Source organism: Aquimarina latercula DSM 2041 (assembly GCF_000430645.1).
GTDB classification, from domain to species: Bacteria; Bacteroidota; Bacteroidia; order Flavobacteriales; family Flavobacteriaceae; genus Aquimarina; species Aquimarina latercula.
This window is the reverse complement of sequence record NZ_AUMK01000003.1, coordinates 515470-535200: the sequence shown is the minus strand read 5'-3', so window position 1 is coordinate 535200 and position 19731 is coordinate 515470. Positions and strand designations below refer to the sequence as shown.

Here is a 19731-nt window from a genome sequence, read left to right as displayed (position 1 = left end):
TCAAAAATTATGTGGTACGAAATATTCAAATTTGAACTTAAATATAGAGCAAAACGTCCAGAAACATATGTGTTTTTTGTGTTTCTTTTTTTGTTTTCTCTCGTTGGTGTAGATTTTGTTTTTCAAGGAGTGGAGATGGGATTGGTGAAAAAAAATGCACCATTGGTAATTGGCAAAACTATGGGAGCCATTACAGGCATTTTTATGATTATGGCATCAATGATTATGGGAGTTCCTGTACTTCGTGATTTTCAATATAATGTAGAGTCATTATTATTCATTAATCCTATTAAAAAAAGTGATTATATCATTGGACGATTTTTAGGATCATTTACAGTATTATTATTCATTTTTAGTGCAGTATTGTTTGGTATGATTGTCGGTGAACTCATGCCTTGGCATCAAGATTTATTACCATTTATGCCAATAAATTATTTACAATCGTTTGTAATTATAGTACTTCCTATATTATTTTTTGGAGCTTCCTTGTTTTTTGTTACTGGGATGTTAAGTAAAAAATTACTCGTGGTTTATACACAAGGGATTTTCTTATTCGTATTTTTTTTACTTACTAAAGCTGTAAAAAACGAATATATACAGGCTATTTTGGATCCTTTTTCATTAACAACACTTACTCAAGTTTCTAAGAATTGGTCTGTTACAGAACGTAATTCGTTAGAAATATTATTTAATGGTGTGATGCTTCATAATAAGTTATTTTGGATGGTGTTAGGTGTCATTATTCTAATGATAGGTTATCGTAAATTTTCCTTTACTATTAGTTCAAAAACTTCTAAAAAAAATAAGGTTAAAAAATCAAATATTGAAGAAGAATTATCAGTACTTGGGTATTCTACACCTAATATAAGCGTACAATATACAATCAAAACATATTGTCTTCAATTAATAGTGCTTTCTAAATTTTATATTATTTCCTTATTAAAAGAGACTTCGTTTTGGGCAATCGTTATCTGTGGAATGATTATTATTTTGATCAATTCCGTGAGTTTAGGAACTGTTTATGGAGTGGATAGCTACCCTGCAGCATATTTTATTGTAGAAGAATTGCAGGAAATGTCTCTCTATTTTTTTGTAATTCTTCTTCTTTTTTATTCTGGAGAGCTTATTTGGAAAGAAAGAAATGCTAAACTAAACTTAATATTTGATGCTACCCCCATTTCTGATACCATTCCATTGATTAGTAAATTTGTTGCTCTTGTTAGTATTTATATCATATTGATGTTAAGCTTAATTATAACAGGAATACTGTTTCAGATTGTTAACGGGTATTATAATTTTGAATTGAAGGTTTATTTCTTTGGATTCTTTTTAGAAATATTACCATTCTTAGTTCTTTATACCGTCATTGCACTTTTGTTTCAAGTTATAAGTAATAATAAATTTGTTGGAATCTTACTCACATTATTGTTTTTCATTATCAATATAAGTTCAGAATATTTTGGATTTCAACATAGCTTGTACAAATTTGGAGGTAAAACTTTAGGGACATATTCGAGTATGAATGGTTATGGCCATTTTCTAAAACCATATCTCTGGATTAAAAGCTATTGGTTGGTGTTTGGTAGTTTGTTATTAGTCATTAGTGCTGTTTTCTCTGTCAGAGGAACAGAAACAGGACTAGTTAAACGCTTTAAAACTATTAGATATCGTTTTTCTAAACCAATAAAGTGGTTTGTTATTTCTGCCAGTCTTGTATTCATAGGTATAGGAGTTTATATATTTTATAATATTAATATACTAAATGATTATTGGACAAATTCAGAAGAAATAACATTTCGTGCTAATTATGAAAAGGCGCTAAAACAATATGAGTATATACCGCAACCTAAGATTACCAAAGTGAATTTAAATATTGAATTGTTTCCTGAAAATAGGTCTTATGAAGTTCATGGATATTTTATTTTAAAGAATACATTGGATCAACCAATACGTGATATTCATATTCAAAAAAAAATAGCATCACACGTACAATTGGATTCTGTTATTTTCGTCGGAAATAATGTATCTATAGACACTAAATATAGTCAATTTGATTATTCGATTTATTCTTTATCCGAAACATTACTGCCGGGAGATTCTATTAAAATGAAATTTATACAATCTTATAACCCCATAGGATTCGAAGATGATAATTCCAGTACACAAATAGTAAATAATGGTACTTTTTTGAATAATCAGGAGTTCCCAACAATAGGTTATAATAAAAAATATGAAGTTCGTGATGAGGATAAGCGGGAGGAATATAAACTTGGTACTAGACAAAATAAGGCTAGGAGAGAGGATGAACGTGAATTGGTTAATGGAGTTTCTGGAGGCGATTCTGATGGAATTAATTTTGAAGCTATTATTGGTACAAATAATAAGCAAACTGCAATTACTTCTGGTACTTTAATGAAACAATGGGAAGAGAATAACCGAAATTATTTTCATTATAAAACGAATTCTCCGATGATAAACTTCTATTCGATTGTTTCTGCAGAATATGAAACAAGAAAAGATGTTTGGGAGTCGTCTATCACTGATTTTACTAAACCTGTATCCTTAGAAATATATTATCACAATAATCATATATATAATTTAGATAGAATGATGGCTTCGATGAAAGCTTCTTTAAACTATTATAGTACTAATTTCAGTCCTTATCAATATGAACAATTACGTATTATGGAATTTCCTAGATACGAAGTATTTGCTCAGTCTTTTCCTAATACTATTCCTTTTTCTGAAGCTATAGGATTTGTATTAGATATTGATGATGAGCAAGATGTGGATATGGCGTTTTATGTTACAGCGCATGAGGTTGCGCATCAATGGTTTGGTATGCAAGTAGAAGCTGCAAACGTACAAGGGCGTCATATGATTTTAGAAACGTTGTCTCAATATGCAGCTCTGATGGTTTTAAAAAATAATTATTCAGAAGAAAAGGTGCAACAGTTTTTAGAATTTCAAAAAGAGATATATAACAAAAAACGAAAAAAATCCAATGCGCGAGAACCTTCACTGGCATTAGTAGAGAATCAAGATTATGTCTATTATAACAAAGGAGCCGTAGCTATGTATACATTGCAACAAGAAATAGGTGAAAATGCTGTTAACAAAGCATTAGAGGATTTTATAAAAGATTGGCACAGTCAGAATGGGATGCTTAAAACCGCGTCTGGTAGATATGCAACAACAAAAGATTTACTCTCATATTTTAGACAGGTTACACCAGAAGATTTGCAGTATATTATTACTGATTTATTTGAAAAAGTAGAATAACTTGTTTGTTAAGGTAATGTTTAATGATTAAATAAGTAAGCCTTTCAAAAATGAAAGGCTTACTTATTTAAGAGATTTTTATATAAGAATATAATCTTTATTTAATTCATCTTAAGTTTTAAAAACACTTATTTTATCGAAGTATGATTGTTTATTATCAAGTATTTTTATGATATAAACGCCAGTATTCAAATGTTGTAAATCTAAAGCTGCTGATTTTCCATTAATATTTTCTGAATGTATTCGTAAACCAGCTAAATTATAAACTTCTACTCGAGCTAAACCTAAACCAGAAACAGTTATGTTTAGTAAACTATTTTCTTTTAAAGGGTTAGGGTATACTGTAGGCGATTCTTTTGCTACATTTTCAGGAAATTTATTATCTGTTTTAAAACGATCTCTACTTGCTAGCCATTCCATATCCCAATGTACACCTCTTACTAAACATCCTTCAACACCCATATCAACTCTACCGGGACATAATGGTTCGTCATTCGAATCATTGATAGGTCCGTTTCCACATTGAACATCGTTATAGATATTGTCTCCATTATTTCTAGACCTAAATAATGGGTGCTTTTCTAATTCATCACAAATATCAACTACACTGTACTGTGTTCCATTAACAATTACTTTTTTACTTCCTAAATTGTGATCAAAATTAGTGCTACACCAACAAAACCCGTTAGCTTCATAACTGTCGTGCCAAGAAACTCCTCCAGGATTTAAAGGAATATCTCCACAATCCTGAATTAGAATTAGATGCGCCACATTGTATTCGCAATCTCCACCTGCATATCTAGCAGCTACTTGATATTCTGCATTACTCAAACCTGTAAAACTATAAGAGCCAGTATTGTCATTAACAGTAATAGGGTAGGAGTTTCCTCCATCAATACTTAATTGAATTTGTGTATACACATCTGAATCTTCGAAATTGACAATAATTTGACCATTATTGTTGCTACAACCAGGATTAGTTTGTGTAATTGAAAGTCCTCCAAAGAAATCTGAACAATCTTCCCCAATGGTTGTGCAAGACAATACTGAGACATTTGGTCCTGTAACTTGTACATAATCAATATTACCAAGTCCTGAGTTATTAGTTGCTTCCAAACGTACATCCTTTATTCCATCAGAAAGATTCACTGTTATTGATTCTGTTTCCCAAGTAGTCCAGCTTCCCGTAGTGTTAAAAGAAATATTACTAGCTACTGTAGATCCATCTACTATTAAATTTGCAGATCGGTTACTTGTGCTAGCATATCTCCAAGTAATGGTATAAGATCCGGCTGATCCATTTAATTTCCAATCTATCCCATTGCCATTTGCATTTGCAGTATTGATAAAACCTGTTCCTGTATGTCCTGTATGATTGTTATCAATAGTTCCTTCAGCAGAGCAGAATCCAGTTTCATCTTCTTGAATGATAATTGTATTATTAGTAGCTCCATAATAAGTAGGTACATTTTGCTTAGAAATACCTGGACCTTCATATGCCACAGACAATACATTTCCACCAGTTCTTTCAAAAAATTGAACTTCTATCTCATGATATCCAGCTTCTAAACAAACTGTTCCGGATTCTTCACGTGCACCGTGTAATCCATCATTATCTACTACTTTAATTCCATCAATCCAAAGAGTAGAACCATCGTCGGATGTTGTGTAAAATGTATAACTACCATTACTTGGTACATTTATATAGCCATCAAATGTTAATCCGAAATTATCTTGACTTTGCGTATTACTAAGATCAATTGCAGATGCTATTCCAGTAGATATTGGTGATAGTGAATTAAAATTAGGAAGCGAATTCCAATTACCTTCATAATATACATAACTAATACCAGAAGCAAGGTTAGAAGGAGGTGTTACATCTGTTAACGGTGAATTACAAAGGTTAGTTGTCGTATCTTCCGAAAACTGAAACCAATCAACATCTAATAAATATCCACTTCCTCCCTTAAAGACCAAATAAATATCTTGCTTTTCACTTATTTCTGATATATTTGCTGTTAGGGTTTCCCATGATGTAAAAGATCCAGTATTAGTAACTTCTACTGTTCCCAATAAAGTTCCGGAAATACTTCCTTGTCTTATTTCAATTGTCCCTCCAGAAGTCCCACTTGATACAGACATTTCTATTGAATTTGCACCAGAACCAAAATCAATATTTTTATATTGTACCCAGTCACCATTATTTACCCATCCTACAAAAGAATTAGTAGTTCCAGTTTGTATACCAGATTGTTCACAAAAATCTTCTGCTTCTATCTGCGAAAATGCATCATGACTTTCACAAAGCTCCACTGTATCTTCGCTAGGATTAACAATATCATATCCGTTAGGACCATTATACCAAGAAACATTATCATAATAAACGGTTCTTGTTTCATTGGTCTCATATTCCGAATCTTGAAAATTATACTGTCCCATTTTTAAAACTGTTAATGAACCAGCTTCTTCGGACCCAAAATCTTGATCTACATTTCCTATCTTCACATCGTTACTATCAAAATTTCCGAATCCAAAATTTATATTCGTTTTTCGGTATTCACTAACTCCATTGACCCAAATCTCAAATTCACCTTTGTTTTGATTAGATAAAATAAAATGAATCACAATCGGAACCTCTGTTTCATAAGGAAAATTAGAATATACTACTTCTTCAACATTACTACTACTGCCACCATTAGATCTATGAATAATTGTTAAGTCCCCATTTTCAACTTGTAACATTGACTCCCAAGACCAAAAACCAGGAATAAATCCAAAAATCTGAGCAATACCTGCTTTTTTGTTTTTAGGATAGTCAGAACCTAACTCTAAATTCATGCCATACCATCCTTCTTTGTATGTTGTCCATTGGTCTCCACATGCTTCGGCTCCTTTGTCCATTCTTGTTCCATTATATCCTTCTGATGTCCACCAAGTTTTTAGACGTCCATTAACAACTTTGGAGTAATTAGGGTTTTGAGTTGTACAGACATTAAATGGACCAAGATTGCCGTTGTCAAAATCATGAGACAAAAGAATTTGAGCCTTAGAAGTATTTGTGAGTAGTAGGAATATCCCAAGGGTTATTAAGAAGCTACAGTTTGAAATTTTCATGGTATATAGTTATTGTTTCATTATTAGTCAGTTTCTTTTTCATAATCTACAGGTATTATAATTTTAATGGAAGTAATATGGTATTGATTGGTTTTATGAAAAAGAATAAGTGTGTTTTAAATAATAATTGGTTGACCAATTTAAACATAAAATTAGCATATGATCTTAAAGGATCATTTAGCCTTTAGAATACGTAGAGAATTATATAGAATTCGTTTATTATTTATGGAAAAATAGTGGAATAGAAATAGGGCTTATTTAATTTAAAATTGAATTAATTACCAATTGTAGTAGAATACTAGTATTTTTAAATCCAAATACTAAATTTTTTTTATATAATTAAAAACACTCATTTTACATTTTAATCAAACTTTTATAATGAAAACAAACATCATCAATCTATTTCTTATCGTTTCAGTGCTTTTTGTAGGCTGTAAAAAAACGGAAGAAGAAAAAACGGTAGAAAAACAAAAACCACATCAATCATTAGATGCTCCTGTGGCTAAAAAAGTAGCTGAAGAATTAATAGCGCATGGTGATACCCGCGTAGATAATTATTTCTGGATGCGTTTAAGTGATGATCAGAAGAATGCAGACACTCCAGATGCCCAAACACAAGATGTTTTGGATTATTTAAATGCAGAAAATGATTATAAGGATGCTGCTATGAAGCATACGGATAGTCTACAGAAAACATTATTCGATGAAATCGTTGGACGTATTAAAAAAGATGATTCTTCTGTACCTTATAATGATAATGGATATTCCTATTACACTAGATTCGAAAAAGGAATGGATTATGCATTGTACTGTCGTAAAAAATTGGAGGATAATGCTACAGAGGAGATTATGTTGAATGCTCCGAAAATGGCAGAAGGATTGGCATATTTTGCATTAGGAGGAATGTCTATTAGTTCTAATAATAAAATGCTTTCTTATGGTGTTGACACCGTTTCTAGAAGGAGATATACGATTTATTTTAAAGACTTAGTGACTAACGAAACGCTTTCTGATAAATTAGTAAATACCACGGGAAGTGTAGCTTGGGCTAATGATAATAAAACAGTCTTTTATACTTCTAAAGATTCAGTCACTCTAAGAGCAAACAAAATTTACAAACATGTGTTGGGTACCGATCAGTCTCAAGATGTATTAATATTTAATGAAGAAGATGACACCTTCAGTACATTTGTTTATAAATCTAGATCGGATAAATATATTATTAGTGGGAGCTATCAAACGTTGTCTACAGAATACAGATATTTAGATGCAGATACCCCTAATGGTACTTGGAAGGTAATCCAACCAAGAGAAAGAGACCTCGAGTACGATGTGGCTCATTTTGGAGATCATTTTTATATAAATACTAACCTGAATGCGAAAAATTTTAAATTAGTAAAAACACCAGTAAATGCTACAACAAAAGAGAATTGGGTGGATGTGATACCACATAGAGATGATGTTTTGTTACAGGGTTTTACTGCTTTTAAAAATCATCTAGTGCTGAGTGAACGAAAAAATGGTCTTAGTACTATCAGAGTAAGAAAATGGGATGGTAATGATGATCATTATATTTCTTTTAATGATCCAGCATATTTTTCCAGAACTAGTGTTAATATGGATTTTGACACAAATATTGTACGTTATAGTTATACATCGTTAACAACTCCTAATAGCGTTATTGATTATAATATGGATACCAAGGAGCAAACTGTTTTAAAAGAACAAGAAGTATTAGATTCTAATTTTTCTAAGGACAATTATGTATCAGAACGTTTATATGCAACAGCTAGCGATGGTGTAAAAGTTCCTATATCTCTTGTTTATAAAAAAGGAATACAAAAAAATGCTAGTACACCACTTTTATTATATTCTTATGGTTCTTATGGAAGTAGTACAGAACCAAGATTTAGTTCTACTAGATTAAGTTTGTTAGACCGAGGTTTTGTTTTTGCCATGGCTCATATTAGAGGAGGTCAGGAAATGGGCAGATATTGGTATGAAGATGGAAAACTTCTTAAAAAGAAAAATACATTTACTGATTTTATAGATGTTGGAGATTATTTAGTAAAAGAAGGGTATACCAGTTCTGATCATATGTATGCCTTAGGAGGTAGTGCAGGAGGTCTACTTATGGGTACTGTTTTAAATATGAAACCTGAGCTTTGGAATGGTGTCGTTGCAGCGGTACCATTTGTAGATGTAGTATCTACTATGATGGATGAAACAATCCCTTTAACAACATTTGAATTTGATGAATGGGGAAATCCTAAGAACAAAGAATATTATGATTATATGAAATCATATTCGCCTTATGATAATGTAGAAGCAAAAGATTATCCTAATATATTAATAACAACTGGATACTGGGATAGTCAAGTACAGTATTGGGAACCAGCGAAATGGATAGCTAAGCTTAGAGAACTTAAAACAGATGATAATCTTTTGATTATGGATTGTGATATGGAAACTGGACACGGAGGTGCTTCTGGGCGTTTCGAAAGATATAAAAGTGTGGCGTTAGAGTATGCTTTTATGCTTGATCTAGAAGGAATAGAGAAATAGATTTTTATAAAAAGATTGATTTAAAGCCAGTAAGATCTCAATGCTTACTGGCTTTTTTATAAATTTGAAAAAAGTGGTAGAATTAATGGATAAGGACTTTAGTAAAGTAATAACTACTACAATAATATCGGTTCTTATGTTTTCTTTTAATTATGGTCAAGTAGTTAAGAAAGATTCTGAAGGAAGCTTATCTAAAAGATGGCAAATTAAAGGAGACAGCATTAAACGTTTTAAAATTGAACCTTATAAACCGGTTTATTTTTTAGTAGCTAATTATACAACTGATATTAATAATTTTCCGACCAGTGATAACCCACTTAATTTAGCAGAAGAGTCATCTGATTTTTCGGATACAGAGTTAAAGTTTCAATTAAGTTTTAAAACCAGAGCTGTAAGAAATCTTTTTGGTAAAAGAATAGGAGGTGATGTTTGGGTGGGATATACACAATCTTCTAGATGGCAATTATATAGCGCAAATATTTCTAGACCGTTTAGAGAAACAAATTATGAGCCTGAAGTAATGTTAGTATTTCCTACAGCGTATAAAATTCTTGGTTTGAATGGTGTATTTGCTGGAATAGGAATTAATCATCAAAGTAATGGAAGATCGAATCCTTTATCTAGAAGCTGGAATAGAATTGTATTGCAGTTCGGTTGGGAAACACCTTCATGGAGTTTCGTTCTAAGGCCTTGGTGGAGATTACCAGAAGATAGGATAGAAGATAATAACCCTGGAATAGAGGATTATGTTGGTAGAACTGAATTTCTAACAGTTTTCTCAAGAGGTAGACACGATATTAGTTTTTTAGCAAAACATTCTTTACGCGGTGGGAATAAAAACAGAGGGAGTATCCGGTTTGATTACGCTATTAAAGTTCTAGATCAACTACAAGTTCATGCGCAATTTTTTCATGGATATGGTGAAAGCTTAATAGATTATAATCATAATCAAACAACTTTTGGAATAGGTTTATCTCTTCTTCAATGGAGATAAATTTTATTTAAATAACAAAAAGGCCATCGATCATAGTGACGACGGCCTTTTCTAATACTTATTGGCTAATAAATATTATTTATTACTTTTTAACAAGGAATCTTTTTGTAATAGCTAATCCATTAGAATTAGTAAATCTCACAAAATATAGTCCATCAGCGAATTGAGAAATATCAATTCCGAAAGAAGATTTTTCTGGATTTATTTTCTTTACAATAGAACCATTAGAAGAAATCATAATGATCTCATCATACTTTCCTTCATTAATCTCAATGTTCAATGTCGAAGTAGCAGGAATAGGATAAAGCTGGATACTCTTATCTGCTATTCTTGTAAAAGAAACTAATTCATCACGGCTAGAAGCTCCTATAACTACTACATAATCTTCAACCTCTCCATATCTAAATGATTCACATGTTGAAGGTATCCCATTATATTTCATTGATACTCGCATACGGGTAGCTCCAGCAGATGCTCCAGATGGTACAGTAAAACTACCAGTATTAACAGCATCTGTAGAAGGGCTTTTTGACCAAACTAATTCATTCGAATCATCAAAATCACCATCTCGGTTATAATCTATCCAAACAGCATATCCCTCGTTGTAAATTGTTCCGGTCCAAGTTGGTGTAATAGTAATAGTGTTGGTATTACTTAAATTTGTTGTTATAGCTGTATAATCTCCATATCCACCGGCCTCAGCTGTAGTTGTATTATTGATACTTCCTATTTGTACGTTAGAAATGTATTCATCACTAGTTATTTGTCCATTAGAATCACAATAGCCAGTTGGTGGTATATTACCACCACCGCTTCCATCGGCGCTAAGGTTAATTGTATAATCTTCTACTTCTCCATAAGTAAAAGTCTCACAAGAAGTTGGAATCGCATTGTATTTCATAGAAACCCTCATTCTTACAGAAGTTTCAGAAGTTCCACTAGGTACAGTAAAAGCCCCACTATTACTACTGTCTGTAGATGGAGATTTAGACCAAACAAGTTCTCCTGTATCATCAAAATCTCCGTTGTTATTATAATCTATCCAAACTGAATATCCCTCTGCATATACAGTTCCAGTCCAAGTAGGAGTTACAGAAACCGTATAGGTTTGACCTTCATTTAAATCAGTAGAAATACCACTAAAATCTGAATAAAACTGAGCTCCAGAAGTATTATTAATTGTATTCAATTGCACATTACTGATAAATTCATCATTTACGTTAGTACTAGCAGAATCACAATAAACAGTTGTACTACCATCGATAGTGGTAAACGTAGTAGTTCCATTTCCAGAAACATTACCAGCAGCATCTTCTGCAGATACAGAAACGGCGTATGAAGTTAGAGGAGAAAGACCTGTAACATTAAAGTCTGTAGTTGTAGAAGTTCCTACTACAGTCCCATCAATCGAAATAGTATATCTAGCTACACCTACATTATCAGTAGAAGCAGTCCAGTTAAGAATAGCACTACCAGCTGTAATATTGCTAGCAACTACATTTGTAGGGTCGGTAGGAGCTTGCGTATCCGGAACTCCAGCTTCAATCTGAAATTTTCCTACTACACCAGTTCTACTACCATTTACATATTCATTAATAAACCAAAATGAAGAATCGTCTGATGGATCTACATCAATTTTACTATAATCACCATAACGTGTTCCAGGAATATTACCTGATCCATTAGCAATAAGTTCTTCTGCTGTAGTCATAGTTCCTAAAGGATCTGAACTTAATCTACCTGTGAAATAAGAACTAACTCTTACCGTCGATGGAGTAGTAGGACCAGACATAGAAGTATATCCCATACCAATATTTCCTTGACCATCCATTGCTAAACTAGCATGCCAAGCATGTCTTCCATCTGGCGCTGTATAAGTACCTTCTTGATATAATGACCAAGGTTGATTATCACCACTTTGTCTAAATTCATACCAACGAATTGCTGCTAATTCTCCAGAACTAGCATCTGCATCTACCACAAAATTGAATACTGCAGAGTTATGTGTTGCAAATTTTCTAAATTGTGCTTGATTCATTATTGTTGCCTGTAAAGCATCGATAGAAGTACCTCCTCCTGGTTGCGACAAATTAACAAAGCTTCCTCCATCAAAAACACTAATAAAAGGAGTTGTAACAATTTCTTGTGGGTTAGAAACTGTAGAATTATTAGGATTATTCCAATCTACATCAGCAGTCCATACCTTTATATGATCTACCGATACGCCATTCCAAGCATTATCCTGTAAATATAGAATTGTGGCACCTCCGGGCGCCGGTAAATTGCCATTGGTAACATTCAAAGCTTGTGGACTAAAAAAACCACTAGTCACTATGCCAGGAAGATTAAAACCTAGAATTTGCGCATTAGGATCTCCTGCTAACATAGCATCTCTTTCTAGTGCCCATAATTTATTAGTTCCACCTGTATTTTCAGTGATATAATACCCATCACTCCAAACAGATAACTTTTGATAGTCTTGTATTCCTGATATGTTATATACAAACCATCCAGATGTTACAGGATTTGGACCATCAGAAACTGCTACTTGAGCACCTGATCCCAAAAACGAAAGAACCCATCTGTCAGCTGCATTGTCGTAAGAAGCAGTAAGGTCACAACAACCACCTGACGGAAAAATTGCAGGATTAGGAGATGTTTGTCCTACTAACTGATTACCAGATTTATCATAAATCATAAAACCAGTGTTGTAAACGACAAAAACATGGTTTGGACCTACAGCAATAGAAGGGTCAGTTGGTTGAGAATTCGATGAATACGTATCAAAAACAAGACTAGCAGGAGCTCGTTGAACACTTTGCTCCATTTTGTTTTTGTTTCTGAAGAAATAATCATTTTCAGTTTGTGGGTCTTTACCCGAGGTAATTTGATTTCCTAATGATCTTTTATCCTTAGCTTCCCTGACAGAATTATCAGGTGCAATAAGATCGTTAGGCCTTGATGCGATTGACGATACGTATTCTACCGAGGATACTTTTCCATGGTAAAATGCTTTCGTTCCGGTTTGTTGAGCTTGAGTCATAAAAGAGACCACAAGAAAGGCTGTTAATAACTTGAGTTTTAAATTCATTTGTGTTAATTTAAATGGTTAATTGACTTAAATTTAACTTAAATTTCAACAGTAATTTAAAATTATTTCGTGTTTTTTTTAAATGAAAGGGAAGACCATATTAAGGCTAAGTAATAACCATTTATTAAGTTAGTTGGATGAGAATTTATACAAATATTCTATAAAAATAATGGTCAAATAATGTAATTAATTCTATTGCCTTTTTCTATGTTATTTTTAGTTTAAAAATAAATTTGTAACCTTTTTTAAAATCATTTTGTCCAATATATGTGAATTCACAATCAAAAAAATAATCACATTTTAAATTAATCAAAATGATTTTATCAAAACGAACAGTAAAACTATGGATATTGATTTTTTATTTAATATCCTTACCAATGTCTTTTGGGCAAAAAAGGAGCAAAACAATACGAGTACCGGATGGGAGAGTGATTAATATTGCTATATTAAATGAGCATATTAAAAAAGCTATGGATTCTATTGATTTACCTGGTCTTTCTATAGCCATAATAAATGATAACACTATTGTTTATCATAATACATTTGGTTTTGCAAATCTTAAAACTAAGAAACCGGTTACAAAAAGAACCATTTTTGAAGGAGCATCTCTTTCAAAACCTCTTTTCGCATATTTTTTAATGAAAATGGTAGAAAAAGGAGTGTTGGATTTGGATGAACCAATATATTCGTATCTAGAACCTATATTTCCTGAAGGAGTTATTCATAAAGACTCATTTGAGGATTATAAGATTTTAACTCCAAGAATTATTTTATCCCACGGTTCTGGTATTCCTAATTGGGTAAAAGGAAAGCCAATTGAAATTAAATTCAAACTGGGTACAGATTTTTCATATTCTGGAGAAGCTTATCAACATTTGGGCGCAGCTTTTGGTACTAAGTTAGGGATAGGATGGGGGAGCAAATTGGATTCTTTATTTTTAAAAGAAGCTGCGCATCCCATCGGTATGGATAGAAGTATATATACTTGGAACAACATCTATAATGAAGATGTTGCAAATGGCCATATAAGAGGGAAAACAAATCCAGAAATTAATAAATACAAAAAAGTTGGTCCTGGTTTTAGTTTGCACTCAGATGCAGAAGATTATGCATTGTTTTTAATCGAAATGATGAACCCGAAAAATATTAAGGTGACTACACGTGATCAAATGCTACGGGAACATAATCATTTTAAACCTGATAATAAGTTGTTAAAAGAAACCGGTCAAACTGGTTGGGGTCTTGGTTTTGCTCAAAAACCTACTCCCAATGGACTGATGCATTTGCATACAGGTAACAATCATGATTTTCAGGCATATGCGATGTTTGTTCCTGACCAAAAATATGGTTTTGTGATTTTTGCAAATTCAGATAATTTATTTCCTTTACTGGAAACAATAGAGAAATTTTTAGGAGAACATTTTTAATATAAGATAAATGAAAGATTTAAACGAAGTATTTGTATTCATAACAATGATAATAGCTATTGTATTGATTGTATTCATAATTGCTAGATATACGTATTTAATAAAGAAGACATTAATAGAAAAAGGAATATATATAGATCAAAAGAATAATAAATTGAAATATTTAGATATTGGCTGTATCATTTTTGGTTTAGGTATTGGATTATTTGTATCCTCGTTATTTACAACATTTAATTTATCTGAAGATGCCGCGGATTTATTGATTTGGGGTACCATTTTAATTTTTGGAGCTACTGGATTGATTGTTGCTCATTTTATAAGAAAAAGACTTGAGAAATAGTCAATACAAGCAAGAATACGATCTAATTCGTAGAATAAATGATGGTGATGCATCAGCTTTTAGACAACTCGTGTATGTCTATAAAGATGTATCACTATCACTTGCTATTTCAATACTTAAAAATCAAGTTATTGCAGAAGATGTTTTACAAGAAGTGTTTTTAAAAGTATATAATAAGTTGCACACATTTCGGTTCAAATCGTCGTTTTCTACTTGGCTATATCGTATAGTGATTAATACCAGTTATAATGAATTAAAGAAGAGAAAGAATAGTATAAATATTGATGAATTAGAGAGTGGTTTTATAATTTCATTGGTAGAAAAAAATGCAATGGATGAAGCTGATCAAAAAAGATTTATAAATTTAGCATTACAGCAATTGCGCCCGGATGAGGCATTAGTACTCCGTCTCTTTTATTTATGTGAATATAAAATAAAGGAAATTGAAAAGGTTACAGGATTTAAAACCTCTAAAATTAAGGTAGATTTATATAGAGGGAGAGAAAATATGCATTTCCAGCTAAAAAGGTTATTAGGAGATGATTTAAATAACTTATTATGAAAGAAGAAAATGTAAAAAAAATATTAGAAAAAAGTACAGTAGAAACTTCGGATGATTTTATCAATAAATTAATGAAGAAAGTTGATGTTCAGCAAAATACTAAAAAGTCCTCTTTTTGGTCTTTTAAAATTGTTATTGTTGCTTGTTCAATTTTACTATTTATTGCAATAGGATCTCTTCACAATTTTCCAGAACATAATTTCAGTATGTTTGGTTCATTTTTCAATAATATTCCGAAGACTCCGTTTTTTTTAATGATTATTATAACAATATTGTGCTTTATGAACAGTATTATAAGATTAAATTATTTCAATGAAAAACAAAATTAATCTTAAAGTAACACTTTAAATAAACACAGTTAACATCTTTTAAAATAATTAACTGTGTTTATCTATGTACATGTATTTAATATGCCATTTCCACTATTTCGGCTGCAACTTCTGGCGTAATATCTTGATGTTCTCCCAAAGCAGTCATACCATGATCTGTAAGGTTTTTTGCCACTTTTTTAGAAAAACCTTCGTAATCATCAGTATAATCTCTTAATCTGGTATCTATTCCTAATGATTGATAAAAGCCTTCAGTTCTTTTTATAGCTTCTCTAGCTCTTTCTTCCGTACTACCTTCTGTAACGTTAAAAATACGTTCAGCATATTGAGCTAACTTTTCTTTTTTATGCTCGAATTTTTTGGTGTATGCACTAGGTAATATGACAGCTAATGTTCTTGCGTGATCAATACCGTAAAAAGCTGTAAGCTCGTGTGCTATCATATGAACACTCCAATCGGTAGGAACCCCTTTTTGAATATAACCGTTCAATGCCATTGTACAACACCACATAAAATTAGATGCAGCGGTGTAGTCACTAGGATCTTTTATTACGGAAGGTGCTATTTCAATTAATGTTTGTAAAATTCCTTCCGAGAAACGATCTTGTAGAGGTGCGTCTGCTGGATACGTCATATATTGTTCTAAAACATGTGTATATGCGTCAGCTATACCATTAGCCAATTGTCTTTTAGGTATACTGTGGACTACCGTTGGGTCACAAATAGAAAATTCAGGAAATAATCCAGGTCCTCCCATAACCATTTTTTCATTAGTTTCTGATCTACTAACAACGGCACCGCTATTCATTTCACTTCCGGTTGCAGGTAGTGTTAATACAGTTCCAAATGGCAATCCTTTTAGAGTTCTTATTCTTTTGGCTAATATATCCCAGGGATTATCACCTTCATAAAGAGCTGCAGAAGATAAAAATTTAGTTCCATCTATGACTGAGCCACCACCAACTGCAAGCATATACCCGATGTCTTTAGTTTTAATTACTTCTAGAGCTTTTAATAAGGTTGTATATTCTGGATTAGCTTCAATCCCAGAAAACTCTATTACTGTATGTTCTTTAAGAGCAGCAGTTACCTGATCATAGACACCGTTTTTTTTAATACTTCCTCCACCGTATAATAATAAAATCTTCTTGTCTTTTGGTATTTCATTACTTAACTTGTTAATCTCTCCTTTACCAAAAATCACTTTAGTAGGTACGTATAATTCAAAATTCCTCATGATTTTTATAGTTATATATGTTAATTAAACTTTGTTTTTCGAAATTATTTTTACAAATTTCAAAATAAATATGCGGTTAATAGTTGATCTATGGTAAGAAAAACAAAAATATTACGACTTTTGTACTATTAAACCAGATAGTTTATTTGGTTTTACAAATAATTAGAATCAGATTATTTTTTAGATTTACCCCAATGATAGCACCTATATTACCTAAAAATGAAAAATTTCGACAAGCTGCTGTAGAAAAGTATGATTTATTAGATACTTTACCAGAAGAGAGCTATGACAATATTACTTCAATAATGTCGTATATCTGCGATGTACCCATTTCGTTAATAACACTTTTAGATAAAGAACGTAATTTTTTAAAGTCTCATCATGGAATTCCTTTTAGTGAATCACCTCGAGAAATTTCATTTTGTGGACATGCTATCAATTCGGATGATCCTATTACAATAATTAAAGATTCTAGAGAAGACGAACGTTTTGATGGAAATCCTCTTGTAACTGAGCATCAGGCTGTTTTTTATGCTGGTGCACCGTTAATTGATTCAGAAGGTTTTAAATTAGGCACTTTGTGTGTTTATGATGTTAAGCCACGAGAATTAACACTTGAACAAAAAAATGCATTGCTTGCAATGTCTAAGCAAGTAGTCAGTTTATTTGAACAACGATATCAGAATCTAAAACTAACCCAACTCCGTGATAAATTGGAGAAAAGAAATGAAGATCTTAAAAAGTTCGCAAGTGTAGTTTCCCATGACCTGAAGTCTCCCTTGGCTAATATCATTTCTCTTACGGAACTTTTAGAAGATGATAATAAAGATAACCTTAATGCTGAATCACTACAATATTTGGAATATCTAAGGACTTCTTCCTATTCGCTTAGAGATTATATAGATGGTATTCTTAAGTTTTATAAAAGTGATGATATTGTAAAAAATAATGAAGAAGAGATTGACATTGATCTTTTATTAGAAGAATTAAAGAAAATAACCGATTCTGAACATAAAGTTGATTTTAATCTTTATTCTGATGTAAATCAAATTTTTGCTAATAAAACAGCTTTGATGCAGGTACTGATTAATTTACTTACAAATGCAATTAAGTATAATTCAAAATCTGAGATCGTAATAGATATAACACTTAAGGAAGAAGAAAATTTATACATTTTCTCTGTAAAGGATAATGGTGATGGAATCCCAAAAGATTTTTTAGATAAAATATTTGATCTTTTTACGGTAGTAGGAGTAGAAGATAGAGATGGCAATGTTGGTACTGGTATTGGCTTGGCTACTGTAAAGAAAATAGTTAGGAATTTAGGTGGTGATATTTCGGTTATTTCTTCTAAGGGAACTGGTAGTACATTTACTTTTTCTATATCAAAAACTTAGAAAATTCCCAATTGTATTATTCAATAAAAAAAGATTATGAATCTTTAAAAAATGAAAGTTGATTCTATAAAAAATTGTGTCAACCATTAGATTAGATAGGTAACTTATCTAACTAAGTAATTACTTAATATAATTTTCATTTCGCAGAAAATGAATAGCATTTCATAGAAAATGCAATTTTGCGATTAAACTTCTCTTGTTTTTTTTAGTCATTAATGTGTAATTTCAAATCAACAGATTATGAAACAAATCATATTAATAACAACAATCTGTATTATTACTTTTATAGGGAGTATCTGTATACATACGCTTTCTAATCCAGTTAATCCATATGAGTTAGTTATAAATCTTTCTTCTTTTAAGAGTGAATCAACCAATTTTGAATTGATTAAAAATATAATAAACACTTTTGTTGATTCTTTTTAAATGGACACACAATCATTTATAAAAGATAAACGATCAATAAAAAACATATGGTTATTGATTATTCTAAGTATAACACTGCTTACCATACTAATAAGAATTTCTATATACCCAAAAATAGAACCACTAGCACCTTCAAAATAATTAACTATGAAAAATAAAATTTTGGTACTCATTTGTATCTTTATAATGAAATCATTATTCGCAATTTCTTTATACGCGAATGTTGTGATAGACACAACTACAGTAATTAATAATACCGAAACTTATCAAATATATACCGACGAAGCATACGTATACCTTACTATTGAAACGATTGATTCTAAAGTTGCAACATCTATACTACGTCAAGGAATAAATGTATATTTTGACACGAAAGGTAAAAAGAAAAAGAATGTATTTATTACCTATCCAATAGCCAATAATCAACGACCTCCAAGAAGAAATAAGGATAGGCCTAATGAAACTAGAGAATTTCCTGATAATGATAGTATAATACGTCAAATAGGATATAGGCTAAAAAACAATACACCACAAAAAGCATTGTATCAATATTATGATAAAACTAAAGAGTTTAATACACTTCTTAACAATGAAGGTATTACGATCAATTTAGCAGTTAATGAAGAAAGAAACAGTTTTATTTATTATTTAAAAATTCCTAATAATAAAATCAACGTAAAATCTGGTATTAATTTTAATAAGCTTTCTATAGGTGTAAAAACAGTTGAGATGTCTCGAGATAATTCGGAAAGAACTAGACCTACGCAACAAGCTTCTGTTCGAGGAGGTGGCAGAAGAGGTGGAGGAAGATCTAATGGTGGCGCTCCCCAAGGAAGATCTGGGAATGGTCCAGGAGGAGGAGATCAAGGTAGGTCAAAAGGCAGAAAAACAGAATCCGTACCTGCTATAGATTTTTGGTTTAAAACAACATCCAAATAATCATAAGAGCTTTAGATAATCATTAAAA

At 31.6% G+C, this 19731-nt stretch carries 13 protein-coding genes; 10 read left to right on the top strand and 3 right to left on the bottom strand.

Going from position 1 to position 19731, the window contains the following annotated elements:
* Window positions 1–9: 9 nt before the first annotated feature.
* A complete protein-coding gene (locus tag H526_RS0102540; RefSeq protein ID WP_035084165.1) occupies window positions 10–3282 on the top strand; it encodes an ABC transporter permease/M1 family aminopeptidase in 3273 nt (1090 codons plus the stop codon).
* Window positions 3283–3393: 111 nt separating this feature from the next.
* Here the strand turns inward: H526_RS0102540 and H526_RS0102535 are convergent, their stop codons facing one another.
* Window positions 3394–6396, bottom strand: a complete 3003-nt coding sequence (locus H526_RS0102535; RefSeq protein WP_027391537.1) for a carbohydrate-binding protein — start codon at window positions 6394–6396, stop codon at window positions 3394–3396.
* Between the two features lie 378 nt (window positions 6397–6774).
* Here H526_RS0102535 and H526_RS0102530 point away from each other — a divergent pair, with 378 nt between their 5' ends.
* Together H526_RS0102530 and H526_RS28115 are read left to right on the top strand one after the other, a co-directional pair.
* Window positions 6775–8961 carry a S9 family peptidase gene (locus H526_RS0102530; protein ID WP_027391536.1) on the top strand — a complete coding sequence of 729 codons (2187 nt, stop codon included), beginning with the start codon at window positions 6775–6777 and terminating at the stop codon, window positions 8959–8961.
* A gap of 85 nt (window positions 8962–9046) precedes the next feature.
* Entirely contained in the window at window positions 9047–9955 is a 909-nt protein-coding gene (locus tag H526_RS28115; RefSeq protein ID WP_162144473.1) for a phospholipase A, read from the top strand.
* A gap of 82 nt (window positions 9956–10037) precedes the next feature.
* Here H526_RS28115 and H526_RS0102520 read toward each other — a convergent pair whose 3' ends face one another.
* The gene (locus H526_RS0102520; protein WP_081415531.1) at window positions 10038–13046 is read right to left on the bottom strand and encodes a GEVED domain-containing protein; all 3009 of its coding nucleotides are present in this window, start codon (window positions 13044–13046) and stop codon (window positions 10038–10040) included.
* A 314-nt stretch (window positions 13047–13360) separates the two neighbouring features.
* Between H526_RS0102520 and H526_RS0102515 the strand changes: the two genes are divergently transcribed.
* The 4 genes from H526_RS0102515 to H526_RS0102500 are packed head-to-tail and all read left to right on the top strand — an operon-like array spanning window position 13361 to window position 15704.
* Entirely contained in the window at window positions 13361–14473 is a 1113-nt protein-coding gene (locus H526_RS0102515) for a serine hydrolase domain-containing protein (protein ID WP_051335934.1), read from the top strand.
* Window positions 14474–14483: 10 nt separating this feature from the next.
* The gene (locus tag H526_RS0102510; protein WP_027391533.1) at window positions 14484–14813 is read left to right on the top strand and encodes a DUF6249 domain-containing protein; all 330 of its coding nucleotides are present in this window, start codon (window positions 14484–14486) and stop codon (window positions 14811–14813) included.
* Entirely contained in the window at window positions 14803–15375 is a 573-nt protein-coding gene (locus tag H526_RS0102505; RefSeq protein ID WP_027391532.1) for an RNA polymerase sigma factor, read from the top strand. The genes H526_RS0102510 and H526_RS0102505 overlap by 11 nt, the downstream gene beginning before the upstream one ends.
* The gene (locus H526_RS0102500; protein WP_027391531.1) at window positions 15372–15704 is read left to right on the top strand and encodes a hypothetical protein; all 333 of its coding nucleotides are present in this window, start codon (window positions 15372–15374) and stop codon (window positions 15702–15704) included. Before H526_RS0102505 ends, H526_RS0102500 begins: the two co-directional genes overlap by 4 nt.
* Before the next feature lie 76 nt (window positions 15705–15780).
* Here the strand turns inward: H526_RS0102500 and H526_RS0102495 are convergent, their stop codons facing one another.
* Window positions 15781–16941: an iron-containing alcohol dehydrogenase gene (locus tag H526_RS0102495; RefSeq protein ID WP_027391530.1), complete on the bottom strand. Its 1161-nt coding sequence runs from the start codon at window positions 16939–16941 to the stop codon at window positions 15781–15783.
* A gap of 194 nt (window positions 16942–17135) precedes the next feature.
* On the opposite strand from H526_RS0102495, the gene H526_RS0102490 reads away from it, so the two are divergent.
* From H526_RS0102490 to H526_RS0102475, 3 genes are all read left to right on the top strand, one after another.
* Window positions 17136–18338, top strand: a complete 1203-nt coding sequence (locus H526_RS0102490) for a sensor histidine kinase (protein WP_027391529.1) — start codon at window positions 17136–17138, stop codon at window positions 18336–18338.
* 240 nt (window positions 18339–18578) lie between these two features.
* Entirely contained in the window at window positions 18579–18764 is a 186-nt protein-coding gene (locus H526_RS31635; RefSeq protein ID WP_027391528.1) for a hypothetical protein, read from the top strand.
* A gap of 147 nt (window positions 18765–18911) precedes the next feature.
* The gene (locus H526_RS0102475) at window positions 18912–19703 is read left to right on the top strand and encodes a hypothetical protein (protein ID WP_035084163.1); all 792 of its coding nucleotides are present in this window, start codon (window positions 18912–18914) and stop codon (window positions 19701–19703) included.
* The last annotated feature ends 28 nt before the right edge of the window (window positions 19704–19731 follow it).

Bases quoted from the DNA above. Each gene is read 5' to 3' on its own strand.
- H526_RS0102540 (WP_035084165.1), top strand. From the start codon at position 10: ATGTGGTACGAAATATTCAAATTTGAACTTAAATATAGAGCAAAACGT.
- H526_RS0102535 (WP_027391537.1), bottom strand. From the start codon at position 6,396: ATGAAAATTTCAAACTGTAGCTTCTTAATAACCCTTGGGATATTCCTA.
- H526_RS0102530 (WP_027391536.1), top strand. From the start codon at position 6,775: ATGAAAACAAACATCATCAATCTATTTCTTATCGTTTCAGTGCTTTTT.
- H526_RS28115 (WP_162144473.1), top strand. From the start codon at position 9,047: ATGGATAAGGACTTTAGTAAAGTAATAACTACTACAATAATATCGGTT.
- H526_RS0102520 (WP_081415531.1), bottom strand. From the start codon at position 13,046: ATGAATTTAAAACTCAAGTTATTAACAGCCTTTCTTGTGGTCTCTTTT.
- H526_RS0102515 (WP_051335934.1), top strand. From the start codon at position 13,361: ATGATTTTATCAAAACGAACAGTAAAACTATGGATATTGATTTTTTAT.
- H526_RS0102510 (WP_027391533.1), top strand. From the start codon at position 14,484: ATGAAAGATTTAAACGAAGTATTTGTATTCATAACAATGATAATAGCT.
- H526_RS0102500 (WP_027391531.1), top strand. From the start codon at position 15,372: ATGAAAGAAGAAAATGTAAAAAAAATATTAGAAAAAAGTACAGTAGAA.
- H526_RS0102495 (WP_027391530.1), bottom strand. From the start codon at position 16,941: ATGAGGAATTTTGAATTATACGTACCTACTAAAGTGATTTTTGGTAAA.
- H526_RS0102490 (WP_027391529.1), top strand. From the start codon at position 17,136: ATGATAGCACCTATATTACCTAAAAATGAAAAATTTCGACAAGCTGCT.
- H526_RS31635 (WP_027391528.1), top strand. From the start codon at position 18,579: ATGAAACAAATCATATTAATAACAACAATCTGTATTATTACTTTTATA.
- H526_RS0102475 (WP_035084163.1), top strand. From the start codon at position 18,912: ATGAAAAATAAAATTTTGGTACTCATTTGTATCTTTATAATGAAATCA.